Raw genomic sequence first — 24,657 nt, 5'->3', positions numbered from 1 at the left:
GGCCCATGTCGCATAGTGGACCCTCCCATAGTGGTACCCCCCATAGTGGTACCGCCCATAGCGGTACCCATGACAAGCTGATCTACATGGCCAACCAGATCGCAACCTTCTTCGCATCGCAGCCGCGCGAGGAGCAGGTTTCAGGTGTGGCCAATCATATCAACCAGTTCTGGGAGCCGCGCATGCGCAGCCAGCTTTTCGCCATCCTCGATCAGGAAGACGGCAAGGGGCTGAACGAAATGGTCATCGAGGCGGCCAAGCAGATACGCCGGCCAGCGGCGGTCTGACCTGGGTTGCTACGGATAAGGTGAATGGATTGAACGCGGTAGGGGAGGAGCGATTGATCGATAGTTTGAAACCATATCTTGACGCCTGACCCCCTTCGGGGTGGGCATTTTCTCTTGAAATTTTCGACAATGAGGTAATCCGCCTGGGCACCAGGACGGAAGGAGAGGATTGTTGTCATGTCTTCAGATACCACTGCAGGCACCCTTGAGGGCGCCGGAATTCTCGACCGGGAGCGCATCATCGCCAAACCCGGCTTCAACCGCTGGCTGGTTCCGCCTGCGGCACTCGCCATTCATCTGTGCATCGGCATGGCCTATGGGTTCAGCGTCTTCTGGCTGCCGCTGACGCGCTCGCTTGGCATCACTCAGCCCGTCGCCTGCGCCGATCTCAATCTTTTGACGGCCCTGTTCACGACGACCTGCGACTGGCGTGTCGCGGATCTGGGCTGGATCTACACACTCTTCTTCGTGCTGCTCGGCTGCTCTGCCGCGCTCTGGGGCGGCTGGCTCGAACGGGTGGGGCCGCGCAAGGCGGCCTTCGTCGCAGCGCTCTGCTGGTGCGGCGGTATTCTCGTCGCTGCCTTCGGCGTCATGGTGCACCAGCTCTGGCTGATGTGGCTTGGCGCGGGTGTCATCGGCGGCGTGGGCCTCGGCCTCGGCTATATCTCGCCGGTCTCGACGCTGATCAAATGGTTCCCGGACCGTCGCGGCATGGCGACCGGCATGGCCATCATGGGCTTCGGCGGCGGCGCGATGATTGGCGCTCCGCTCGCCGACATGCTGATGAACCATTTCAAGTCGGCCACCTCGGTCGGTGTTTGGGAGGCGTTCATCGTGCTTGCCGCGATCTATTTCGTCTTCATGATGTGCGGCGCCTTCGGCTACCGCATTCCGCCCGCGGGATGGCGGCCCCAGGGCTGGACGCCTCCGGTGAACAAGAAGGCGATGATCACCACGCGCAACGTCCATCTGCGCGATGCCCACAAGACCACTCAGTTCTGGCTGATATGGGCGGCGCTCTGCCTCAATGTCTCGGCCGGTATCGGCGTCATCGGCATGGCGTCGCCAATGCTGCAGGAAATCTTCGGCGGCAAGCTCATCGGCCTGCCTGACCTAAGCTTCACCCAGCTCGACGCCTCGCAGAAGACGGCCATCGCCGCGATTGCGGCGGGTTTCACCGGGCTGTTGTCGCTGTTCAATATCGGCGGGCGCTTCTTCTGGGCGTCGCTCTCCGACAAGATCGGCCGCAAGAACACCTATTACACGTTCTTCCTGCTTGGCATCGTACTCTATGCGCTGGCCCCGACGCTTGCCGGCATGGGCAACAAGGCCCTGTTCGTCCTCGCCTTCGGCATCATCCTGTCGATGTATGGCGGCGGCTTCGCCACGGTCCCGGCCTATCTCGCCGACATTTTCGGCACGCAGTTCGTCGGCGCGATCCATGGCCGCCTGCTGACGGCCTGGGCGACGGCGGGCATCGTCGGTCCCGTGGTGGTCAATTACATCCGCGAATTCCAGATAAACGCGGGCGTGCCGCGCGATCTGGTCTATAATTTCACGATGTATATTCTGGCCGGAATGCTGGCGCTGGGGTTCCTCGCCAATCTGTTCATCAAACCGCTCGCCGAAAAATGGTTCATGTCGGACGCCGAGGTCGCGGCCCTTCAGGCCAAGACCACGACGACTTCTGGCGGGCCAGGGGGATCCTTCGGCATCGGCACGGGCGGGCTTGACGGCAACGCAGTGCTCGCCTGGGCTGCGGTCGGCATCCCCATTCTCTGGGGCGTCTGGATCACGTTCCAGAAGACGATAGTCCTTTTCCAGTAAAAGCCCATTGCTGGCGAAAACACCAGGCAGGCTCCCGGCATCAGCCGGGAGCCTGTTTTTTTAAGCTTGGATCAGGCCGCAACCGCGATCCGGCTGCGCGCGGCGAGGATGGCGATGGCGGCATTCGCCGCCTCCCGTCCCTTGACCTGGAAATGCGCGTGAAAGAAATCCTGATGCTCGCGGCCTTCGTGGAAGTGATGCGGCGTGAGCACGGCGCTGAGCAGCGGCACATCCGTTTCGAGTTGCACCTGCATCAGCCCCTTGATGACCGCATCGGCAACGAATTCGTGCCGGTAGATGCCGCCATCGACGACGAAAGCCGAGGCGACGACGGCCGAGTAACGGCCGGTACGCGCCAGGGTGCGGGCATGCAGCGGAATCTCGAATGCGCCCGGCACGTCGAAGATTTCGACATCGACATCCGAACCGGCAAGCCTGGCGATTTCCTCGACGAAAGACTTTCTCGCTTCGTCTACGATCTCGGCATGCCAGCGGGCCTGGATGAAGGCGATGGTCATTTTGGAGGGTTTGTTCGGGTAGCTCTGGTTCATCGGTTTCTCCTTCGAAACTAAGAATCAGGGCGTACAAAACAGCGCGATGCCGCCGGTATGGCAGGCATCCACTCTTTCGTTCTCTTCCATCCGGACTATACCGTCGGCTCCGGCATCTCACCGGATCTGCTGACCTTGACGGAAACCCGCCAAGCGCTCGCGGGCTCGAATGTGCGGGCTAACCCACCATCCATACCGCCGGTGGGGAATTGCACCCCGCCCCGAGAACAAGCCTTGCGGGATGCAAGGCCGGATGGAAGATAGGACGCGGCGCAGGAATTGTCGATGCCGCCTTTGCGGTGAGGCGGAACATGGGATCACATTTCCGTTTGGTTCCGCCAATATTTTGGTGCCCACGTTCGATTCCAGCGGAAAAATACCATCGATATTATCAATTCAATCGATTATGGTCTGACGATTGGGGGAGCCGGGGCATGGATCATGTCCGAGGAGCGGTTGGGGATAGGGGCCGGAACTGTCTGGATCAGCATGTCCATGAATGGAGCGTCTGCGCTGCCATTCGGTGAATTGTACAGAAAAGCAAACGGACTGAGCGCAACGCGAACACATGCGAGCGCGGTGCTCCAATGGGAGTTTCCTGCCGACTTCGGAGGCGGGAATGGAGGAAAGGCCGGGTCGAGGTGATCCCGCTTTTCAACGTTGCAACAGGGAGGCAAGTCATGCGTAAGTTTTTGTCGACGGCCGCGGCCGCGGCTTTGGTGGTCGGGGCGGCCACATTCGCTCAGGCCCAGGACAAGCAGAGCGTCGAGGTCCTGCACTGGTGGACATCGGGCGGCGAGGCCGCGGCGCTTGAGGTTCTCAAGAAGGACCTCGAAGGCAAGGGCATTTCGTGGGTTGATATGCCCGTCGCCGGCGGCAGCGGCGTCCAGGCCATGACGGTGCTGCGCGCGCGCGTCACCGCTGGCGATCCGCCCACGGCCGTGCAGATGCTGGGCTTCGACATCGTCGATTGGGCCAAGCAGGGCGCGCTCGGCAATCTCGATTCCGTGGCGGACAAGGAAGAATGGGCCAAGGTCATCCCCGACGCCCTGCAGCAATTCGCCAAATATGACGGCCACTGGATCGCCGCTCCGGTAAACATCCATTCGACGAACTGGATGTGGATCAACAAGGCGGCGCTCGACAAGGCCGGCGGCAAGGTGCCGGAGAACTGGGATGAGTTGATCGCCCTCCTCGACAAGTTCAAGGAACAGGGCATCATTCCGGTCGCCCATGGTGGCCAGCCCTGGCAGGATTCGACGATCTTCGATGCCGTCGTCCTCTCCTTCGGCGATGATTTCTACAAGAAGGCCTTCATCGATCTCGATCCCGCGACGCTCGGCTCCGACACGATGAAGCAGGCTTTCGACCGGATGTCGAAGCTGCGTACCTATCTCGATCCCAACTTCTCCGGTCGCGACTGGAATCTTGCGTCGGCCATGGTCATCGAGGGCAAGGCCGGTCTCCAGTTCATGGGTGACTGGGCCAAGGGCGAGTTCGTCAAGGCTGGCAAAGTGCCGGACACAGACTTCGTCTGCGCACGCTATCCCGGAACGCAAGGGGCCGTAACCTTCAATTCCGACATGTTCGCGATGTTCAAGGTGGCCGAGGACAAGGTGCCGGCGCAGCTTGTGATGGCCTCCGCCATCGAGGACCCGGCCTTCCAGGTAGCCTTCAACGTCGTCAAGGGTTCGGCGCCCGCACGCATGGATGTGTCCGATGCCGAATTCGACGTATGCGGGAAAAAGGCGATCGCCGACATCAAGGAAGCCAACAAGACCGGCCGGATGCTGGGCTCGATGGCGCATGGCTATGCCGACCCCGCCGCTGTCAAGAACGCCATCTACGACGTCGTGACGCGCCAGTTCAACGGCGAGATCACCTCCGAGGAAGCAGTCAACGAACTGGTTTCCGCGGTCGATGCGGCCAAATAAGTGCTTTGGACCGCCGGTGTTTCGGCACCGGCGGTCCGTCTGCCGCGCTACATGAGCCAGCCGATGGCACCGTTGATGAAAAGATAAAGAGGCGCCGCTGCGCCGGGACGAGGTGAATGGACAATCGCAGTCGCCATAATCGCTTGCAGGATTGGCTACCGAAGCTCGTTGTAAGCCCCAGCTTCGCTCTCGTCCTGATCTTCGTCTACGGTTTCATCCTTTATACGGGTTATCTCTCGCTGACGGACAGCAAGATGCTGCCCTCTTACGGGTTCGTCGGACTGGAGAATTACCGCAAGCTCTGGAAACTGCCGCAATGGTGGACCGCGATCGCCAATCTCGGCATTTTCGCGTCGCTCTATATCCTGTTCTCGGTCGTCATCGGCCTCGGTCTCGCCATCCTGCTCGACCAGAAGATTCGCGCCGAGGGTTTTCTGCGCCCGATCTATCTTTATCCGATGGCGCTTTCCTTCATCGTCACCGGAACGGCCTGGAAATGGTTCCTCGACCCGGGCATCGGGCTGGAAAACACCATGCATCAACTGGGCTGGACGAGCTTCAGCTTTACCTGGATCAAGGATCCTCAAATGGCGATCTATACGATCGTCATGGCTGCGGTCTGGCAATCCTCCGGCTTCGTCATGGCAATGTTCCTGGCGGGATTGCGCGGCGTCGACAATGAGATCATCAAGGCGGCGCAGATCGACGGCGCTTCGACCGTGACGATCTATCGCCGCATCATCATCCCGCTGATGCGCCCGGTGTTTCTATCGGCCTTCGTCATCCTCGCCCATCTCGCCATCAAATCCTACGATCTGATCGTCGCCATGACCGGCGGCGGGCCTGGGCAGGCGACCACGCTGCCGGCCAATTTCATGTATTCCTACACCTTCGCCCGCAATTCCATGGGCATCGGCGCCTCGTCCGCCATCATCATGTTGATCATGATCTTCTCGATCATCATCCCCTATCTCTATTCTGAAATCCGCGGGGAGAAACGCTGATGAGCGCCAGGACACCCGACAATGCCATTGATCACGACAGGCTGACCCGCGCGCTGATCTATGCGGCCCTTATCCTCTTCGCCATTTATTACCTGCTGCCGCTCTATGTCATGCTGGCCAATTCCTTCAAGCCGCTCGACGAGATCCGCCAGGGGGGAATGCTGTCGCTTCCGCATCAATGGACCATAGCGCCCTGGCTTTCGGCCTGGTCGACCGCACAGATCGGCGTGCAGCCGACCGGTCTCAAGCCCTATTTCATCAATTCGATCCTGATGGTGGCGCCTGCCGTTGTCATCTCGACCATTCTCGGCGCGCTCAACGGCTATGTGCTGACAAAATGGGCGTTTCGCGGTTCCAACATCGTGTTCGGCATGTTGCTGCTTTCCTGCTTCATCCCGTTCCAGATCGTGCTCATCCCCATGGCGCGCATCCTCGGCATGCTCGGCATATCAGGGACGGTATCGGGCCTGGTCTTCGTCCATGTCATCTACGGCATCGGCTTCACCACGCTCTATTTCCGCAATTATTATGCGGCATTCCCGACAGAGCTCATCCGAGCGGCGCAGATCGACGGCGCGAGCTTCTTCCAGATCTTCCGGCGCATCCTGCTGCCGTCGTCGGGGCCGATCATCGTCGTCTCGGTCATCTGGCAGTTCACCAATATCTGGAACGACTTCCTGTTCGGCGCGTCCTTCTCGAATGCCACCAGCACGCCGATGACGGTGGCGCTCAACAATCTGGTGAATTCCTCGACGGGCGTGCAGGAATATAACGTCCATTTCGCGGGCGCGATCCTCGCCGCCCTTCCCACGCTTCTCGTCTATATCGTCGCGGGCCGCTACTTCGTGCGTGGCCTGATGTCCGGCGCTGTCAAGGGATAAGTCCATGTCGTTTCTGGCCATCGAAAGCCTCTACAAATCCTATGGCACCGTGCCGATCCTCAGGGATATCAACATCGAGATCGAGGAGGGCGGGTTCCTCGTCCTTGTCGGCCCGTCCGGCTGCGGCAAGTCCACATTGTTGAACTGCATCGCCGGGCTCGAGCCAATCACATCGGGCGAAATCCGCATCAATGGCAAATCGGTCGCGGGACTTCATCCCTCCCAGCGCGACATAGCCATGGTGTTCCAGTCCTACGCGCTTTACCCCAACATGACGGTGGCGGGAAATATCGGTTTCGGCATGGAGATCAGGGGCGTACCCAAGGCGGAGCGCGAGAAGGCGATCAAGGCCGTCGCCGAGACGCTGCAGATCGACCATCTGCTCAATCGCAAGCCGAGCCAGCTTTCAGGCGGCCAGCGCCAGCGCGTCGCCATGGGCCGTGCCTTGGTGCGCAATCCGCAGGTCTTCCTGTTCGACGAGCCGCTGTCGAACCTCGACGCCAAATTGCGCGTCGACATGCGCACCGAAATCAAGCGCCTGCATCATCGTTTGAAGACGACCATCGTCTATGTGACGCATGACCAGATCGAGGCGATGACGCTCGCCACCAAAATCGCAGTATTGAAGGATGGCGTGCTGCAGCAGTTCGGCACGCCGGCGGAAATCTACAACAGCCCGGCCAACATGTTCGTCGCTGATTTCATGGGTTCGCCCGCGATGAACCTTCTGACGGCCCGGATCGCGGATGGCCCATCGGGCTTGAGCGTTTTGCTGGATCGCCCGGATGGCGAACCGCTCGCACTGCCGTTCAACGGCGCAAGCAGCAAACTCGCAGCTTATAAGGGCAGGGAGGTCATTTTCGGCATCCGCCCGGAAGCGCTGACCGATCCCGATGGGGCCGACCGCAAGGCGCATTCCAGCGCGGAAGGCGAATGCCTGATCGAAGTGGTCGAGCCGGCGGGCTCCGACACCTTCGCCATCACCAATCTCGGCGGCAAGGAAGTCGTGGCGCGCCTTCGCGCCGATGCCAATATTGCCGTCGGCCAGAAGGCGAAGCTCGCATTCAATCTCGACAAGGCGGTCTTTTTCGATCCGGAGAGCCAGTCACGCATCGGCTGAGATTGCCCGATCGGCAATCTGGAGGGTTGCTCGGTCAGCGATGGGGAGCGTCGATGGCCTGCTGGCGTGGCCCGCGTGAGATAACCTGACCCTGCTCGCTAAAAGCAAAAAAGCGTCCGGATAATCCGGAGCGCTTTTTGGTCGAATGCTTGAACCCCGCGCTGCGGGAGAACGATGATGGAAACTTCGGACTGCCTATCGCAGCATGATGTCATGTCCCATCACGGCAACGGCAAGCGCCATGTTGAGCGTGATGATCATCATCGAATAAAAAATAGCAGTTCTCGTTATATCGCTCATATTAACCTCCATGCGCCGGGCCCCCGCCCAAGTTCGGCACAGATAACTAGCGAACGGTAACGCAATGTAACAAGCTGTTATCCCGTGCGCAACCCCTGATGTGGGCTTTAACACACGGTTGTGAAGAGCAAAAATATTCCGTGAGGTAGCTGGGCTATGGCCAACGCACTTGCTGGCGCAGCTGGCTAGAGGTCTGGAACAGGACTTCGCCACCGTTCAGGAAGCATCGCTTGTTGAACAGCGACAGATCCAGCGGGTTCGGCAGCCGGATATCGCGTTCATCGGGGCATGGCTTCTTCGCCGGGTCGTAGGATCGATCGATCTGGGAGATAAAGACGATGATCAGCCCCCGGTCGCTGGCAAAGGATTTCAATGCGCCGACCTGGGTTGCCAGAGCAGGGTTTTCCCGCTTCTGATCGAGCAGTTGCAGATAATCCACGACGACCAGGGTGCCCTGCGGCGTCGATGCCAGCCTCTCCATGATATAGTCGGCGCTTATGGCATTGGAGCAGTCGAATTCGAACAGATCGCCGAATTGTCCAGCATCTACGCCCAGCGCGCGGAAGCGATCGAAAATGTCCTTTTCCGTATATTCCAGCGTGAAGAATACGCCACGATGGCCTGATTTCATGGCCTCCACGGCAAGTTCGAGGCTCATCAGGGTTTTGCCCTGGCCCGGTCGCGCCCCCACCAGCACAAGGTCGCCGGGCGTCAATCGCGCAAATATCGTGGCGGCGGGGATAGCTGCGGACAGTTTCGCCGCGAGCAGACTCCAGCCGCTATATCCCTCCTGCAGAGCAATGCGGTTGAGCGCTTCGTGCAGCGGAATCTTTTCGTTGCGTGACAGGATCCTGGCTCTGCGCTTCAGATGATAGACGGGCGCGGACAGCTTCATCGATAAACCTCCTGATGCGAGCAATTCTCACAACCCCTCCTTATGCTTGGTGCTCGAACAGTCGGTTCGATGATCGGATGGCCCCACATGACATGTGCTTTCCCGATGGAGGGGGGAGGCGTGGGCTGCGCCAGAATCAAATCATAGCGCAATCCTTGCCGGCCGAAAACGGGCTCGTGCGAAATGGCTGGCACGACGCGGCGTATGAGCATTCCACCCGCGCCGGGAACATTTTCGCCTCAAACGGACTTCTACTTGGAAGAAATGGAGGTTCTGGACCCATGAGCAAGCGCGCAGCTACGATTTTGTCAGGAATTGCGATCATCGGCTCGTGGCAGCCTGCCGTCGCGGCGCCGCTCGATCGGTTTGCCGGCTCGTATCGAGCCTCGGGCACGGTCGTGGAAGGTCCGAAGGCCACAAAGCATCGAGTGGGGTGCAACTTCACCGTCAGGCAACCCAGCAGGAACCGTATCGCCTTGCAGGGAACCTGCAGGGCCTATCTGGTCGTCTCAAGATCGATCAGCGCCGATCTCGCGCTAGGCAATCGCTCCGGCCGCGTCACTGGCACCTATACCGGCTCCCGGGTCGGGCCGGCGCGCCTGGTCGGGCAACTGCGTGGGGGAACGCTGGAAATGACCGTAAACTGGCCGCGGCCGCTCTATGGAGACACCACAGCCAGAATGCGGATCGTCAGCCTCACTCCCGACAGGCTGAAGATCGTCGTGACGGACCGGATCGGCGCCGGCGGGCCCACCCGTGCAACCACGGATCTGACGCTGGTGCGCCGCTGATTGTTTAAACTTTCCGGCAAGGCAAACGCGTGCATGTCAAGCAGCCGATCTCCGGCCCAGCGTCGGCACGGGCTTGCCTTGCGTGCTTTATCTTGCGGGAAGTGCAGTGTTTGTCGAATTTAAAGATGAACAATGCGGGTTCATCTTTTGCCTGTAGGCGAGTGTCTGATAACGGACAGTTTATTCACGTTCACTTCACCGAATATTCTCAATCGAGTGCTTGGCCGGGTATTTGTCGTAGTGTTTTTCAGGAAGTGCGATAGACTAACTGTATTGCAAGAGGAGATTTTAAAAACCAATTTTCAGTGAGCCGATTGAGGAGCAACCCATAATAAAAACGACTTGGCCGGCGCTGGAGCGGGACATCCCATTTCAGCGTCGGTCTTTCCGTGCGCCGGCTGGAGCGCAAAGGGCACGGCGCCGAGTCTTCTATCTGATTTACGGAACATTAAGGGAACGCCATGGTTCCACCATGTCGCCACATCAAGGCTACCCAAAGCGCCGGGCGGCATCGACTGCAAGTCCCAGTCCAACCGATCCGAATTGGTCGGACTGGGCGATGCGGGCATCGGGAAAGCGCGAGGTCACGACCGTGCGCACCAGCGGAACCTGTGCGCCGCCACCCGTCAGGATCACGGTTTCGATAGCGCCCGCGGCCACGCCCGCGCTGAGAAGCGCCTCGTCGATTGCGGTGCCGATCTTTGCCACCAGCTCGGCGCTCGCCGCCTCAAACGCGCCGCGGCTGACCGGCAGCGCCAGCGACAGGCCCGGCTCCACCAGACGGATGACGGTGTCCTGCGCATCGGTCAGGTCGATCTTGGCCTTCTCCACCTGGGCCGCCAGCCGGTGGCCGGAACGGTGGGCCAGCAGATGCTCGAAGCGCTCCAGCCTTTCCGGTTCGGCCGCCTCGCGCGTTAACGACTGGACGTCCCGCAGGGTCTTCGCCGTATAGAGCTGGTTGATCCTGTGCCAAGTGGCCATGTCGTTGAAATACCAGACCGGCAGGTGACGCTTGCCGTCGCGGGTCTTCGTTCCTAGCCCCATATGCGGCATGACTTCCGCAATGTTGAGGCAGCGGTCGAAATCGGTCCCGCCGACATGCACACCCGACGTGCTCAGGATGTCGCCGCGCCGGTCCGTCGCACGCGAGCGCTCCGGCGAGAGCCGAAGGACCGAGAAATCGGACGTGCCGCCGCCGATATCGACCACCAGCGCGAGCGCTTCCTCGTTGAGCGTGCGCTCGAAATGCAGTGCGGCCGCGACCGGTTCGAACTGGAACTCGATGTGGCGAAAGCCCTCCGCGAACGCGGCGGCCTCGAGCTGATCCTGTGCCGCACGGTCGGCGGTCTCGTCGCCATCGACGAAGAAAACGGGGCGGCCAAGTACGACATGATCCGGCTTGCCGTCGGGGTGCTGTTCGAGACGCGCCTTCAGATGCCGGAGGAAACGGCCGATCAGTTCCTGGAAATTGATGCGTTCGCGGCCGACCGCTGTCGTTTCCTTCATCAGGCTGCTTCCGAGGATCGACTTCAACGCCCGCATGAAGCGTCCCTCCGCGCCGTCCATATATTCATGAACGGCCGACCGGCCGAAATGCACGCTGCCATCCTCGAGGCTGAAGAAGAGCGCGGACGGAATGGTGACGTGATCGCCCTCGACGGGGATCAGGAACGGATCGCTGCCTCTGGCGCAAAGACCGACGGTGGAGTTGGTGGTGCCGAAATCGACGCCACAATAAAAACGGCTCATGGGAAACGGCTCGCAAGGGCGATGTCGGGTGCGATTGGCACCGCGAACGAGGGGGGTGATCGGGAGGAGCGTCTGTAGCCCATCGCAGATCGAATGAAAACCCTCGCTCTGGGGGCGTGTCGTCAATATCGCTGGCGGCAGGCTTTATCACAGGCCAGATGTTGAACGTCGAAAGAGGCTCGGTGATGTAATGACGATTCCGCCCTGCATCTCTTCTTGACTATAGGCATCGACGCAAGCACCTCTCATGAGACCGAAGTTTGGGGAGGAATCGCGTGAGCGGGAGTTTGTTTCTGGCCGTTGGGTCGCTGAACCGGGAAGCCCCATATTTTCAAGGCGCGCGTGGCGAGGGCCTGACGATATATTCCCTCGACGAGGACACTTTCGAGGTGAAGCGTCTCGCCTCGACCGGTTCGATCGACAATCCGACTTTCCTCAGCGTCGATCCCGGGACGGCGACCATCTATGCCAATTCCGAAGTGTTCGGCTGGCACGAGGGAACCGTCAGCGCCTATCGTTTCAAGGACGGCGAGATCGTCTATCTCAACAAGCAGCCGACGCTCGGCAGCATTTCCGCCCATAACACGATTTCTAGGGACGGGCATTTTCTGCTGGTAGCGAACTATGCCATGGGATCGGGTGGTCCCGATCAATCCTTGGCGGTGCTGCCGATCCTGGCAGACGGCCGGCTTGGCGCCCCATGCGGGAGCGCCGCGCATCCGGGCGCGGCCGGTCATGTGCCGGACAGGCAGGAACGCAGCCATGCCCATTGCGTCGTCGAAACGCCGCAAGGAGGCGCCTTTCTCGTGGCCGATCTGGGGCTCGACGAGATCATACTTTACAGGCTGACGGCTAAAGGCGTGCCGCAACGCATCTCATGCGTGAAGCTTCCCGCCGGCGCCGGACCGCGCCACATCGCCCAGCATGCCAATGGCCGGTTTGTCTATGTCTCGAACGAGCTGGATTCCACGGTCTCGTTCATCGAACGCAGCGGCGACGCCCTATCGCTCGTTCAGACACTGCCGACGGCCCCGCGCGATATCGAGACTTATGGCGCAGATATCCATCTTTCGCCTGACGGACGTTTTCTCTATTGCTCCAATCGCGGCCATGACAGCATCGCCTGCTTCGCGGTCGATCAGGAAACGGGTCGGCTCAATCCACGCGGCCATATGCCGTCAGGCGGCAGGACGCCGCGCAATTTTGCGGTGACGCCGGATGGACGCTTGATGCTGGTCGCCAACCAGAATGAAGATTGCATCGTCATTTTCACCCGGGATCAGGAGACCGGAACCTTGAGAGACACGGGACGGCGCATCGAAATCAACAATCCCGTCTGCGTGAAAGCGTTCCGGCTGTGACGGATAAACTCAGTTGCGCAGCTTGAACTTGTCGTTGGCCTGCAGCTCTTCGAGAATTCCATTCAGTGCCATGTCGAGGCAATATTCGACGAAATTGGCATTCAGGTTTTTTGCAGTGCCTTGCGCGAAGGTGAGGAGCCGCGCCAGGGCCATCAACTCTTTCAACTCCTCGTCGTCCCGGTTGAGGGTGAATACCTCAGGGACTTCTTTGGTTTCCTCGACACTGGTTTCCTCGATATTCATCTGGCGTCTCTTCCGATAAAGCAGATTGATAATCTCAATTTGCCACAGAACTAGCGCAAAGAGCTTCGATGTGCGCGTGACATGACCGTGACACAGCCTGGAAGATAGGTGACGGGCCCGAATACTACTTTCAATTATGAAAGGCCGTTTTCCACATACTGGTGGAATTGAACGACCAGCTTGCCGTGACGGGAGTGCGGATATTCTGGGCCGATGCCAGCCATCGCAGAAGCTCAAGCGCGTCCAGTCGCTTCTGGTTGACCTCAAAGGCAGGAAGAAACTCAAGGATTTCCGCCTTGCGCCGCATATCGGTCAGGACGGCGCGATCCGTGACAGCCTGGTATGTCCTTTCCTTGAAGAAGATGGCTCGCGCCGCTTCTTCAAGCGCTTCTGCCTCTCCGCGGTCGATCAGTTCCTCCGAATACAGCCTCTTGAGCGTGGCGACGACGTTGACCATCGGCACCGAGATCGAAAAATAACGCAGCTCGCGCGGCGCGTGCAATTGCGCCACGTCGGCATCGTCGAGGATCTCGCCGCGCTCATATTGACGATAGATGCTGCCGACGCCTTCCATGCCGTAGGGCGAACATTCGGCCGCCCGCAATGCGCCCATGCTGGCAGCGCCGCAGATTTTTACGCCCTGCGACAAGGCGTGGAGGATTTCCTTATGCCAGATCGGCGCGACATGTTCGAAATTGCCGTCGACGAGGCCGATGACGTTCGCCCCTTGTCGGACGGCTTCGAGGATATCGCCCTGGCGGGCAGGGGGCCGCACGGCAATGTCGTCGCCCGCCAGATCGGGCGCATCGGGGAGCGTCGGTCCGACGAACACGACTTTCATTTGAAGGCCAGGCTTCTGGAAATGGCCCGCGAGCCCAGCCGCCGCCGCCGCCTGCCATCGGGGTTTTCGAGTTTCGGCACGAAAATCTTGCAGACGGCGAAGGGATATTCGCCGCGCGTGAGCGGCAAGCCGATCGCCGACCTGATCCCCGCGCTTTCCAGCCGTCCGAGCACATGGGACATGAGGGGCGCAAGGCCGCGTGCCGTTGTGCCCCTTTCGGTATCCAGCGGTTTCGGCCGGGCTTCCAGCAACCGCCGCGTATCTTCGGGGAGCGGGTGAAAAAAGGCGGCGGGGGGAATGTCGTCGCGCGCGCCGCTGATGAAGGTCAGCCTCGATTGCGCGGCTTCCGTAATGGCGCGGATGGCGGCGCGAGCGGGATGGGGGTGGGCGCCGTTTCCCTGGGCTACGTCGATGAATCGGCAGGGGGCCGTCGTGCCGGCTGCCCCGGGCGGGCCGATAATGGCGACAAAGCAGGGAATGCCGATATCGCTGGTAATATCGAAGAAACGCAGCAGAAGGCCTGCCTCCTCGATCATCCCGCAGAGATCGTCGACGACCGGATCGTGGAGCGAGCGCGGATCGATGCAGCATGAAAGCCGCCCGGCAAGGGATGTGATCTTCCACAGCGTCTCGGCATCGCGCTCGATCCGTTCCAGAAGGCCGTGGAAAATGGCTTCCTCGAGCGTATTGCCCGATGCAAGCCCGTCCGAAGACTGCCAGTAGCGGCAGTTTTCCACCGTGCGGTCGAGTAATGCGGCCTCAAGGGGAACCCACGCCGCTCCGCCGGAGAAGAGTTCCCTGCCTTGCGCCCAGGAGGTCTCGTCCTCCTCGCCAAGGTCCCGCTGCCCGACGGCGGTCAGGCAGGTGAGCGGTTCGATTTTTGCGCCGGATACAAGGAGTTCCCTGCCTGTCGATTGGATTGCATCGATGTTTGGCGCACCGGCGACTGCCCTTTCCAGCGCCTCCATGGCGGCGGACACCCGGGCGTCGATATCCCTGATGCCCTTGCCCTGGTTAATGACGATCGACCGTGAATTGGGAACGACCGCGTTCCACACCGGAATGCCAATGCGATCAAGTCCGGTGACCCGGGCGAGACGCGTCACGCCCAGGGGTCTGAGATAGGGATCGATGGCTTCGAACGTAGCTTCCGGGCTGCACACCCTATCCGAATACAGCCCTTGGGTTTCGTGGGAAGAGGTGGCTTCAGCCATCATGGAATTGCATCACCGCCGTCTGTGGCCGGATCGTTTACTTGTCCATAAATCCAGATCCGACATCCGGGGCCGAGTTGATGGCAACGGCCAGGTCGATCCCTTTTATCATCGGCTTTCCCGACTTTCGAAAATCGCTGGTGTGTTCGACGGGCGCCACCGTGCCTGCATCGAAATCCACCAGCCACAAATCAGTCTTGCCCTCCAGGCCAAGTACAACAGCATTTGTCATCTCGCATTACCTTTCGTTGAAACTTAGTTCAGGGATTTCGGCTTGAACAAGCCTGCACGATCATGTTTTTGAGAGTTAACAGAACCGGACTATTCCACATCCAAAATGCCGGATGCGACCCCGGAAGCAGAACTCGCCGCTACCGCAACGTCAACGCCTTTGACGATTGTTAGTCCTGCTTGTCGAAGATTTTCAGCCTGCCCGAGTGGCGTGTCGCCCGAGGGCTCGATCGGCGTCACCGTGCCTGCATCGAAATCCACGAGCCAGAGATCAGGAGTTCCCGTTAGCCCCAGTACTACGACGTTCGCCATATCTACTTCCTTTTCTTTGGTGTTGGATTTAGAAACCAGCTTTGAGCAAACCTTCGCGATAATGCTCCCTCTGCCAATCATCTCTAAATGGGACGACGGCAATCCATTTGTCGAGCACGAAATCCGGCTGAACCTCCAAGGTTTTGCGGACGAATTGACGCGCCTTCTTCACATCGCCTGACATGGCCCAGCACGCCGCAGAAAGACGGTCTGCAAGAGAACTGTCTTTCATCTGTTCTATGTAGCGGAGCGCCCGGTCATATTGCTCTGTCGAATAACAAGCGCTGGCTGCGATCCACAGGTAATCATCCGGGCAAAGCGGATTGAGCGCGATGCTTCGCTGTATCTTTTCAAGACCGTCCGCTGGCCGTGAGGCCTGGGCAAGAGCGTCGGCATGGCTGGCTATCACGTCGGCATAGTGCGGGCTGAGGTGTTCCGCCTGATCCAGTGTTTCGATGCTTTCGTCGAATTCATGCTGATAAAGTCGGATAATTCCAAGTTCGCGATAACCGGATGCAAACTGCCCATCGGCGGCGATTGACCGTCTTGCAAACTGCTCCGCCGCTGTCAAAAGCTCCCCATCGCCGCGCGCCGTCAGCAGCCACTCCAGATAATAAGTTCGTGCAATCCCGCTCAATGCGGGCGCGTAATCGGCTTTCACGGCTATCGCCTGCCGAAACAATTTGCGCGCCCGGCGCGCACTGGGGAGCTGTATCTGTTTGAGGTTTCTCTGACCGAGCAGGAACAACTGATACGCTTGTGGATTGCTTACGAAATGTTCGCGCGTCATCCGGTTATGCTCGATCTCCTGGGCGATGGCTCCGGCGATTTGCGTTGCGATTTCCCGGCGTCCGGCAAGCAGGCCGTCCGCGGCGAGGCTGAAACGATCGGCCCAGATAACCTCGTCATTGGAAAAATGGATGAGCTGGGTGTAGAGCGTTCCGCCGGCGTTTTCCGGTGAGACGCGGCAGTCGAGGACATAATCGATCGCGTGGCGCTCGATGATATTGGCCTTGTCCGAGTGAAGACTGATCTGCGCGGCGGTATAAGGCGCCACGACCGAGACCGTCCTGAGCGCGCAAAGCCCGATGGTGATATCCTCTATGAGCGCGTGGGCGGACGCCCTCGGATCAAGATCCCCGCCCGCCAGAACGGGCGGAAGCAATGCCAGCCTTGGCAGGGCCTTGGCGATTTCCACCCCGCCCTTTCCAAACCTGCCGACTGGATGATTTGCATCGGGATATCCTGAAAGTCCGACAGCGCCGGATGTGATGGAAGCCGGTCGTGCCGGGATCAGCCCGTTCGCCGAAGGCAGCGGTGCTCCGGCGGCGCTCGCCCCCCGGCTTTGGCCTGTTTCCCTCTCCGCATTATGGGCCGTGAGCATGGCTTCGCGAACGGGTTCGTCAAAAGGGTCGTCTTCGAGAATACGCAGCGCAATATTCCGGATGAGCGCGAATTCACCTTCTTTTCGGGCGTCGGGCAACGCCTGCAAGAAGGCATGCCGTAATTCGCCGGCCAGCCGCTTCCTCTGTTGCGTGATCCATTTTCCGGCCGCCGCACTTTCCGGCTCCATGTTTTCAAGAAATGCACCGGCCAATAGCCGGGCGATGGATCTGAGGCGGGGAAGGGGAGCAATTTCGTCGACACGCAGCAAGATCTGGAAATCACTTTCCAGCGCGTTCGCGTTCAAAGTGATGGTTTTAGGACCGATCTCGATGAAGCGGGTTTTCAGTTCGTCCTGTCGCCGTTTGATCCGCGAGAGAGTTTTTCTAAGGTTGACATGGGAGACGCTGCTATCATCATCGCCCCAAAGGAACCTGGCCAGCCTGTCTCTTGGCAATTCGAAATCCGGGCTGTCGAACAAACGGCAGATCGCGAGGAGGCCCTTCTGCGGGAAGGCAACGTCCTTGCCCGAGACATCGATGAGACGTAGCCCGCCAAAGGTAACAAGTCGGAAATTCATGAGGCTCCTGCCGGCATTTCCATTATGCCAAAGGGGATCCCGGAGATCACCTGCTCCTCGCAGGGCATGACTAACGCCAGGGGTTGGACGGATCTTTGTGAGTTCCGCTCGGGATTATCGTGTGCTCCTTCACGATCTTCAATCCAACGGCCTTCTCCCGTTCTGCTATCGCCTTCACCAGACCTATGATGTGGCGCCGGACGATGGGCTTCTTTATCTTCAGGAAGGCCTTGTTGAGGAAAATGCCGTCCGCGGTCAGCGCGGATATCGCTATATTCTGTTCAGCGCTCGGCTGGTCGGCATTTACATCGCCAAACGGCTGACCGTCTTCGTTTTGGAAGAAGAAACTCGGCTGCACGCCAAGTGAGCCCGCAATAGCCATGAGCCGGCTTGCACCGACCCGATTGATACCTTTCTCATATTTTTGCACCTGCTGAAAGGTGATCCCCAGCCGAGCTGCAAGCTGCACCTGGCTCATATTGACCATCAGACGGCGTATCCGGATACGCGATCCAACCTTCAGGTCGATCGGTTGAGTCTGCTTGGTTTTCATCGATGGGTACCCCTGCGTTTCCTCACATTCTAAATTGAGATTCTCTAAAATATCCAGTTTTTTCAGCATTCTCCTGAATTTAATGAGGAAAATTACTTCGTTGGGTGGTGGGAAGCGGGGGATAGTGCCAGAAAAAGCACGTTTTGCGATGATGCAAAACCGTCGTTTCAGGTATTTGCGACAGCGTTCGCCAAGGCTTCAGAGAAACAACAGGATAATGAGCGGACCTCCCAAAAGCGCGCCCCATAGGACGGCCGATAGAATATATCTGGCCAACAGGCGGGAAACAGGTCCATTTCGCCTTCTGCGCCGCTCGCTGTTTATCGTCGATTTATAAGCCATCGCGCTATTCCTTGGATGTAGGTTGGGGTCACCAACGCTGGACCGCCAGGATTGCAGCAGCATTACCTCTCCGCCTTTCAAGCTCCGCAATGCTGCTGCAATCTTCGCGGCGGACAAGGACAGGACGAAAGAGCGGATAGCCATGAGACTTCTACTGATCGAAGACGAGAAGGAATTGGCGATTGCGCTGTCGGGGGCGCTCGGCAAGCATGGCATCGTCACCGATCACACGATGCATCTCGCCGATGCAGTCGAACTGACGCGCCAGAACGTTTACGATGCGATCCTCCTGGACCGCCGCTTGCCCGACGGCGAGGGATTGACCTTTATTCCCGAGTTGCGGCGTGCAGGAACGGATACGCCGATCATCGTGCTGACGGCGCGCAATGAGCCGATGGAGCGGGTCGAAGGTCTCAACGTGGGTGCCGACGATTACCTCGGCAAGCCCTTCCTCGTCGAAGAGCTGGTGGCGCGGGTGCGCGCGGTGCTCCGCCGGCCGTCCAGCCTGGCCGAACCGGGCATTGTTGCCGGGCGAATGATGGTCGATCCGCTGAACCTCAATGTAACGATCGATTCGACCCCGATCGATCTTCCCAGGCGCGAGCTCCTGGTTCTGGTGGCGCTCGCCAAGCGGAAGGATAAAACCGTCCTTCGCTCGACGCTGGAGGCGGCGGTCTACAACTATGAAGAAGAGATCCAGTCGAACGCACTCGACGCGCATATTTCCCGGCTGCGCAAGCGACTACTGGATGCTGGCGCCGGTGTGGCGATCCACGCGATCCGGGGCGTCGGATATCTCCTGAGGGAAGAATGATGCGTGGCGCGCGCAGGTCGAACCCATCGCTGTGGTGGGAATTGAGCTGGCAGCTCAGCCTCGTCATCATTGCCGTGGTTGTTTCCGTAATCGTCGGGCTGTCCATTTGGGCGACGACGGTTATGTCGCCGAACATCGCCGTGGAGGACAAGATCACCGAAGTGATAGCGCACGCGGTGCAGCGCGACAGCCAGGGAAAGCTTCAGCTGCGCGATACGCCTGAGCTTGAGTTGCTCAAGAGGAAGAACAGCGGGCTTTGGTATGTTGCCACCACGACAGGCGGAGATTCGGTATCCTACGGAAGCGCCCCCGCTCCCTATGCCGAACTCAAACATCTGGCGTATCTGTTTCAGGACGCGGATATACGCGGATCAACCCGCACCGATGCAATCGCGTCGATTGAAAACGTCGATACTCCAATAGGTGAAGTCCGCGTTCTGTTTGGCGGGGTGACCGACATGGGCTTGTCGCCCGCCCTCGCCATTCTGGCCAAGGCCTATCCCATCTACATCCCGTTGATCGTCATTGCTCTGCCCATGATTTTACTCACCGTTCTTCGCATCGTGAGGCGCGCGTTGGTGAGGGTGAGCGATGTCGCGCAGAAAGCGTCGGAAATTGAACCGCGCCGCCCGGAAGGGCGCCTGCCGGTGGACGGGATTCCCAAGGAAGTCGCACCGCTGGTGCTTGCCTTTAACGGCACGCTTGAACGGCTTGAGCATGAATACAGGAAACGCCAGCGCTTTCTGATCGATGCGTCGCACGAGCTGCGAACGCCGATCGCCATCATGCAGACCCGGATCGACGGGATGCCCGAGGGCAAGGAACGCCAGCGGTTGCTGGCCGACGTCGCGCGTCTGGCCGAGACCGCCGAACAGCTCCTTGACTTCGAGCGCAACGACCAGGCAGCCGATCTCCATGAAACCATCGATATCGTCGAAATTGCCCGAACGGTCGTTGCCGATCTCGCCCCTCTTGCCATCGCGGCCGGCTACCAGATCTCTTTTCAAAGCGAAGTGGAAAGCCTGGAACGCAAAGGCAGCCCTTCCGCTCTGCGGAGAGCGATCAGCAATCTGGTCCGCAATGCCATCGACCATGGCGGCAATGCCGGGATGGTCACGGTCACGGTCTCGGCCCATGGACGGATCGAGGTGGCCGATGAAGGGCCGGGCATCCCGGCCGAACATCAGGAACTGGTCTTCGAGCCATTCTATCGTGTCACGCCAAAGAGCAAGGGCGCGGGCCTTGGCTTGAGCCTGGTGAAGCAGATCGCTGCAAACCATCGCGGTCAGGTCAGCATCAAAAGCAGCACGACCGGCACGCAGGTGGCGATTCAACTCTGACTCCGCAATCTCGCGTAATGTTGCGGCAACCCTGCCTTCGCATGGTCCTTCCAGAACATCCCAACGGAAGGCCAGACACGTGCGCAGCAATCAAACGATCGAAACATCCGTCCGATTCCTATGCCTGGCTTTGCCCGTGGCCCTGGCGGCGACCGGATGCGCCTCGGTACCCCTGAAGGAAGGCGGGACGCTCACCTCTTACAGCAATCTTGGCGCGCCCAAGGGAAAGCTGGGCAAATCGCGTAATTTTGTCGATGGGCAGGGCCTGGCGGTTATGAGGACGGCGAGGATCGTGCCGACGACATTCGTCTATAGCGCCGCATCCCGGGTGAAAACGCAAGCCGACCGCTCGCTTGTCTCCAATGCACTCGACCGGACGCTCTGTGTCGCGCTGAGCGACAGGTATCAAATGGTTCCAGCCGATCAACCGGCGGATCTGACGATCCGGTCCGTCATCACCGATGTGGTTCCGACTAATAAGACGATGGCGGGAATTGCAACCGTCGTAACCGTCGGCGGTGGTTTTGCGATACCGAGCAACGTTCCCTTCGTCAGCGTGCCGCGCCTGCCCTTCGGCCTGGGCGGCCTGGCCGTCGAGGCGGAGGCCATCGACAGAGGCGGTGTCCAGCGCGCGGCAATGGTGTGGGCTCGCGGGGCGAATTCGATCCAGGACAATCCCCGCGTTTCTGAAGTGGGCGACGCATATACCCTCGCTTCGAAATTTAGCGATGACTTTTCCAAGATGCTGGTGAAGGGCAAGGAGCCGAAGGGGCTCGACATCTCTCTTCCCTCGAGGCAGCGGATGAAATCATGGCTCGGTGGAAAGCCGAAATATGCGGCCTGCGATGCCTATGGCCGCGCGCCTGGATTGCTCGGCGCCGTGGCGGCAAATTACGGCGCGCCACCGCAATGGACCGACAAGAAGCGCAAACCGCTCACGACGCCTTGACAAGAGGGGAGGGAGCCGCCGCACTTCGAACGGCGTTCCGAAACCATAGACATCGCGGCGCGCGAGATATTGTCACGATTTCCCTTTCCAGATGAATGGATTATACGGCATATATCCCGCGCAACAGGGTGATGAAATGCGTCTGACGAACTGCCATAACTTCCATGATTTCCGCCGCATGGCCAAGCAGCGCCTCCCGGGGCCTATCTTCAACTACATCGATGGCGCGGCCGACGACGAAGTCACCTATCGGCGCAACACCGAGGCGTTCGACGATTGCGATCTGGTGCCGAATGTCCTGCGCGGCGTGACCGATGTGGATATGTCGGTCACGGTCATGGGGCAGAAGCTGGCGATGCCCGTCTATTGTTCGCCGACGGCGCTGCAGCGCCTGTTCCACCACCAGGGCGAACGTGCGGTCGCGGCCGCGGCGGCAAAATACGGCACGATGTTCGGCGTTTCCTCGCTCGGCACCGTCAGCCTCGAAGAGGCGCGCCGCATCAGCAACGGGCCGCAGGTCTACCAGTTCTACTTCCACAAGGATCGGGGACTGAACCGCGAGATGATGGCCCGCGCCAAGCAGGCTGGCGTCGAGGTGATGATGCTGACCGTGGACAGCATCACCGGCGGCAATCGCGAACGCGACAAGCGGACGGGCTTCGCCATTCCCTTCAAGCTCAATCTTGCCGGCATCACCCAGTTCGCGATCAAACCCTCATGGGCTCTCAACTATTTCACGCATGAGAAGTTCAGGCTGCCGCAACTCGACGGCCATGTCGACATGGGCGGCGGCGCCATGTCGATCAGCCGCTATTTCACGGAAATGCTTGATCCCTCGATGTCGTGGGACGACGTGGCCGAGATGGTGGCGCATTGGGGCGGGCAATTTTGCCTGAAGGGCATCATGTCGGTCGAGGATGCCCGGCGTGCGGTCGATATCGGCTGCACGGGCATCGTCCTCTCCAACCATGGCGGCCGCCAGCTCGACGGCTCGCGCAGCGCATTCGACCAGCTCGCGGAGATCGTCGATGCGGTGGGCGACAGGATCGATGTGATGATGGATGGCGGCGTGCAGCGCGGCACCCATGTGCTCAAGGCGCTTTCGCTCGGTGCAAAGGCGGTCGGCCTCGGCCGCTACTACCTGTTCCCGCTCGCCGCCGCCGGACAGGTCGGCGTCGAGCGTGCGCTGGAAATGATGCATGTCGAGATCGAGCGCGGCATGAGGCTAATGGGGTGCGCCTCGGTCGAAGAGCTCACACGAGGCAATTTGCGCTTCCGCTCATAATCGACGGCAGCCTTCATGTCGCGACCAGATGGCCCGGCGAAACCTCTCTGTATTGGATCGGCACGACCTCGTAATCGGCCGGCCGCATCGGGCTTTTGATCTCGTCATTGCCGCTCCGGCCTTTCTGGCGCCGGCGATCCGGATCTGGGATCGGCACCGCCGAGATCAGCTTTTTCGTATAGGCATGCTGCGGATTGCCGAAGACGTCGGCTCGCGGGCCGATTTCGACGATTTCGCCCAGATACATGACGGCGACCCGGTGGCTGACGCGCTCGACGACCGCCATGTCATGCGAGATGAACAGGAAGGCGAGGTTCAGGCTCTGCTGCAGGTCAAGCAGCAGATTGATGACCTGAGCCTTGATCGACACATCGAGCGCCGAGACGCTTTCATCGGCGACGATCACCTTGGGATCGAGCGCCAGCGCGCGGGCGATGCAGATGCGCTGGCGCTGGCCGCCGGAAAACTCGTGTGGATAGCGCGACGCCATATCAGGCGATAGCCCCACCTTGACCAGGAGATCGGCGACCACACCCTCCGCCTGCCGGGCGTTCCCCATCTTGTGCTCCAGATAGGGCTCGGCAATGGCGGCTCCTACTCGCATGCGCGGATTGAGGCTGGCGAAAGGGTCCTGGAAGATCATCTGAACGGTCTTGCGCATGTCGCGCATGCCGGCCTTGTCGAGCGACAGGATATCCGTTCCGTCGACGAGGACGGAGCCCGCCTGCGGCTCGATCAGGCGCATGATGGCTCGTCCCGTGGTGGATTTGCCGCAGCCGGATTCGCCGACCAGCGCCAGGGTCTCCCCGGCGTGGAGATCGAAGGACACATTCTCGACCGCATGAATGCGCCCGCTCAGGCGGCTGAAGAGACCGGAATGGATATCGAAGCGCTTGGTGAGGTTCCTCACCTGGAGCACCGGCTGTTCGCCGGAGGCAACCGTGTCGGCCGCCTCGATCGGAATATCGGACAGACCGGTCGCCGTGTCGACAACGGGAAAGCGCATCGGCCTGTCATGGCCGGCCATCGAGCCGAGTACGGGCACGGCGGACAGGAGCGCGCGCGTATAGGGATGCTTTGCGCGAAAGAAGATATCGCTGGTCGCGCCCGATTCCACCTGTTCGCCGCGATACATCACCACCGTCCGGTCGGCGATTTCGGCGACGACACCCATATCGTGCGTGATGAACAGGACGGAGGTTCCGTCCTCTTCCTGCAGCGTCTTGATGAGATCGAGAATCTGCCCCTGGATGGTCACGTCGAGGGCAGTCGTCGGCTCGTCGGCAATCAGCAGCTTGGGACGCGAGGCAAGGGCCATGGCGATCATCACCCGCTGGCGCATGCCGCCGGAGAAGCGGTGGGGATATTCGTCGAAACGCGAGGCGCCCGACGGGATGCGTACCTTTTCCAGAAGCCGGATGGTCTCGACGCGTGCGTCCGCCGCCGATATGGGCGAATGGCAGCGCAAGGCTTCCGAAATCTGGTCGCCGATGGTGAAGAGCGGATTGAGGCTCGTCATCGGCTCCTGAAAGATCATCGCGACATCATTGCCCCGCACATGGCGCATCGTGCTTTCCGGCAGTTGCAGGATATCGCGGCCGTCGAGCATGATCCGGCCCTCGATGCGGCTGGTATCGGCCTGCAACAGCCGCATGATAGACAGCGAGGTAACGCTCTTGCCGGAACCGGATTCGCCGACGATCGCCACTGTTTCGCCGGGAGCGACCGTGAACGATACGTCCCGCACGACCGGCCGCCATTCTCCATCGACCATGAACGACGTCGTCAGGTTCTCGACGGAGAGGACGGGATCAGTCTTTGGAGAGGGATGGCTGGCCATGGCGGGCTCCTATTCCGGTTTCGGTTCTTT

At 60.0% G+C, this 24,657-nt stretch carries 23 protein-coding genes and 1 riboswitch; of the genes, 12 read left to right on the top strand and 11 right to left on the bottom strand.

All coding sequences use genetic code 11. From position 1 onward, the window contains the following. Nucleotides 1–5: 5 nt before the first annotated feature. On the top strand, nt 6–287 hold the full coding sequence (locus tag DUT91_RS14645) for a formate dehydrogenase subunit delta (RefSeq protein WP_114441138.1): 282 nt from the start codon (nt 6–8) through the stop codon (nt 285–287). Between the two features lie 177 nt (nt 288–464). Further along, nucleotides 465–2,114, top strand: a complete 1,650-nt coding sequence (locus tag DUT91_RS14640) for an OFA family MFS transporter (RefSeq protein ID WP_114441135.1) — start codon at nt 465–467, stop codon at nt 2,112–2,114. A gap of 71 nt (nt 2,115–2,185) precedes the next feature. Here the strand turns inward: DUT91_RS14640 and DUT91_RS14635 are convergent, their stop codons facing one another. Continuing rightward, nucleotides 2,186–2,665 (bottom strand): 6,7-dimethyl-8-ribityllumazine synthase, encoded by a 480-nt coding sequence (locus tag DUT91_RS14635; protein ID WP_114441133.1) that lies wholly within the window; start codon nt 2,663–2,665, stop codon nt 2,186–2,188. A 74-nt stretch (nt 2,666–2,739) separates the two neighbouring features. Continuing rightward, a riboswitch (FMN riboswitch) is annotated at nt 2,740–2,898 on the bottom strand. Between the two features lie 447 nt (nt 2,899–3,345). Here DUT91_RS14635 and DUT91_RS14630 point away from each other — a divergent pair. The 4 genes from DUT91_RS14630 (at nt 3,346) to DUT91_RS14615 (ending at nt 7,604) form a co-directional block, all read left to right on the top strand. Next, nucleotides 3,346–4,599, top strand: a complete 1,254-nt coding sequence (locus tag DUT91_RS14630; protein WP_114441132.1) for an ABC transporter substrate-binding protein — start codon at nt 3,346–3,348, stop codon at nt 4,597–4,599. A gap of 116 nt (nt 4,600–4,715) precedes the next feature. Continuing rightward, on the top strand, nt 4,716–5,603 hold the full coding sequence (locus tag DUT91_RS14625) for a carbohydrate ABC transporter permease (RefSeq protein WP_114441131.1): 888 nt from the start codon (nt 4,716–4,718) through the stop codon (nt 5,601–5,603). Then, the gene (locus DUT91_RS14620) at nt 5,603–6,484 is read left to right on the top strand and encodes a carbohydrate ABC transporter permease (protein ID WP_114441130.1); all 882 of its coding nucleotides are present in this window, start codon (nt 5,603–5,605) and stop codon (nt 6,482–6,484) included. Before DUT91_RS14625 ends, DUT91_RS14620 begins: the two co-directional genes overlap by 1 nt. Before the next feature lie 4 nt (nt 6,485–6,488). Further along, a complete protein-coding gene (locus tag DUT91_RS14615) occupies nt 6,489–7,604 on the top strand; it encodes an ABC transporter ATP-binding protein (RefSeq protein ID WP_114441129.1) in 1,116 nt (371 codons plus the stop codon). Nucleotides 7,605–8,058: 454 nt separating this feature from the next. Here DUT91_RS14615 and DUT91_RS14610 read toward each other — a convergent pair whose 3' ends face one another. Next, the gene (locus tag DUT91_RS14610; protein WP_114441127.1) at nt 8,059–8,799 is read right to left on the bottom strand and encodes a DNA helicase; all 741 of its coding nucleotides are present in this window, start codon (nt 8,797–8,799) and stop codon (nt 8,059–8,061) included. Nucleotides 8,800–9,080: 281 nt separating this feature from the next. Between DUT91_RS14610 and DUT91_RS14605 the strand changes: the two genes are divergently transcribed. Then, nucleotides 9,081–9,590, top strand: a complete 510-nt coding sequence (locus tag DUT91_RS14605) for a hypothetical protein (protein ID WP_114441125.1) — start codon at nt 9,081–9,083, stop codon at nt 9,588–9,590. Between the two features lie 489 nt (nt 9,591–10,079). On the opposite strand, the gene DUT91_RS14600 is transcribed toward DUT91_RS14605, so the two are convergent. Further along, nucleotides 10,080–11,339 carry an Hsp70 family protein gene (locus tag DUT91_RS14600; protein ID WP_114441122.1) on the bottom strand — a complete coding sequence of 420 codons (1,260 nt, stop codon included), beginning with the start codon at nt 11,337–11,339 and terminating at the stop codon, nt 10,080–10,082. 275 nt (nt 11,340–11,614) lie between these two features. Between DUT91_RS14600 and DUT91_RS14595 the strand changes: the two genes are divergently transcribed. Further along, nucleotides 11,615–12,700, top strand: a complete 1,086-nt coding sequence (locus DUT91_RS14595; protein WP_114441121.1) for a lactonase family protein — start codon at nt 11,615–11,617, stop codon at nt 12,698–12,700. A 9-nt stretch (nt 12,701–12,709) separates the two neighbouring features. On the opposite strand, the gene DUT91_RS14590 is transcribed toward DUT91_RS14595, so the two are convergent. The 7 genes from DUT91_RS14590 to DUT91_RS14560 form a co-directional block, all read right to left on the bottom strand. Beyond that, on the bottom strand, nt 12,710–12,943 hold the full coding sequence (locus tag DUT91_RS14590) for a hypothetical protein (RefSeq protein ID WP_114441119.1): 234 nt from the start codon (nt 12,941–12,943) through the stop codon (nt 12,710–12,712). 130 nt (nt 12,944–13,073) lie between these two features. Continuing rightward, nucleotides 13,074–13,784: a TfuA-like protein gene (locus tag DUT91_RS14585; RefSeq protein WP_114441117.1), complete on the bottom strand. Its 711-nt coding sequence runs from the start codon at nt 13,782–13,784 to the stop codon at nt 13,074–13,076. Beyond that, nucleotides 13,781–15,001 (bottom strand): YcaO-like family protein, encoded by a 1,221-nt coding sequence (locus DUT91_RS14580; RefSeq protein ID WP_114441115.1) that lies wholly within the window; start codon nt 14,999–15,001, stop codon nt 13,781–13,783. Before DUT91_RS14580 ends, DUT91_RS14585 begins: the two co-directional genes overlap by 4 nt. Before the next feature lie 34 nt (nt 15,002–15,035). Then, the gene (locus DUT91_RS14575) at nt 15,036–15,230 is read right to left on the bottom strand and encodes a hypothetical protein (RefSeq protein ID WP_114441113.1); all 195 of its coding nucleotides are present in this window, start codon (nt 15,228–15,230) and stop codon (nt 15,036–15,038) included. Nucleotides 15,231–15,319: 89 nt separating this feature from the next. Beyond that, complete coding sequence (locus tag DUT91_RS14570; protein WP_114441111.1) at nt 15,320–15,541, bottom strand: hypothetical protein; 222 nt, start codon at nt 15,539–15,541, stop codon at nt 15,320–15,322. Nucleotides 15,542–15,569: 28 nt separating this feature from the next. After that, on the bottom strand, nt 15,570–17,504 hold the full coding sequence (locus tag DUT91_RS14565; RefSeq protein WP_114441110.1) for an SARP family transcriptional regulator: 1,935 nt from the start codon (nt 17,502–17,504) through the stop codon (nt 15,570–15,572). A gap of 70 nt (nt 17,505–17,574) precedes the next feature. Beyond that, complete coding sequence (locus tag DUT91_RS14560; protein ID WP_114441108.1) at nt 17,575–18,057, bottom strand: helix-turn-helix domain-containing protein; 483 nt, start codon at nt 18,055–18,057, stop codon at nt 17,575–17,577. Between the two features lie 484 nt (nt 18,058–18,541). Here DUT91_RS14560 and DUT91_RS14555 point away from each other — a divergent pair, with 484 nt between their 5' ends. From DUT91_RS14555 to DUT91_RS14540, 4 genes are all read left to right on the top strand, one after another. Further along, nucleotides 18,542–19,213: a response regulator transcription factor gene (locus tag DUT91_RS14555; RefSeq protein WP_114441247.1), complete on the top strand. Its 672-nt coding sequence runs from the start codon at nt 18,542–18,544 to the stop codon at nt 19,211–19,213. Continuing rightward, a complete protein-coding gene (locus tag DUT91_RS14550; RefSeq protein ID WP_425373793.1) occupies nt 19,210–20,553 on the top strand; it encodes a sensor histidine kinase in 1,344 nt (447 codons plus the stop codon). The genes DUT91_RS14555 and DUT91_RS14550 overlap by 4 nt, the downstream gene beginning before the upstream one ends. 79 nt (nt 20,554–20,632) lie before the next feature. Continuing rightward, a complete protein-coding gene (locus DUT91_RS14545) occupies nt 20,633–21,502 on the top strand; it encodes a DUF3313 domain-containing protein (RefSeq protein WP_114441105.1) in 870 nt (289 codons plus the stop codon). A 136-nt stretch (nt 21,503–21,638) separates the two neighbouring features. Beyond that, complete coding sequence (locus DUT91_RS14540; protein ID WP_114441245.1) at nt 21,639–22,787, top strand: alpha-hydroxy acid oxidase; 1,149 nt, start codon at nt 21,639–21,641, stop codon at nt 22,785–22,787. Between the two features lie 13 nt (nt 22,788–22,800). On the opposite strand, the gene DUT91_RS14535 is transcribed toward DUT91_RS14540, so the two are convergent. Continuing rightward, the gene (locus DUT91_RS14535; protein ID WP_114441103.1) at nt 22,801–24,627 is read right to left on the bottom strand and encodes an ABC transporter ATP-binding protein; all 1,827 of its coding nucleotides are present in this window, start codon (nt 24,625–24,627) and stop codon (nt 22,801–22,803) included. Nucleotides 24,628–24,657 lie beyond the last annotated feature (30 nt).

It is taken from the genome of Paramesorhizobium salinisoli, from assembly GCF_003335045.1.
Taxonomy (GTDB): domain Bacteria; phylum Pseudomonadota; class Alphaproteobacteria; order Rhizobiales; family Rhizobiaceae; genus Paramesorhizobium; species Paramesorhizobium salinisoli.
The sequence above is the reverse complement of the archived record's forward strand: the minus strand, read 5'-3'. Positions and strand labels throughout refer to the sequence as shown.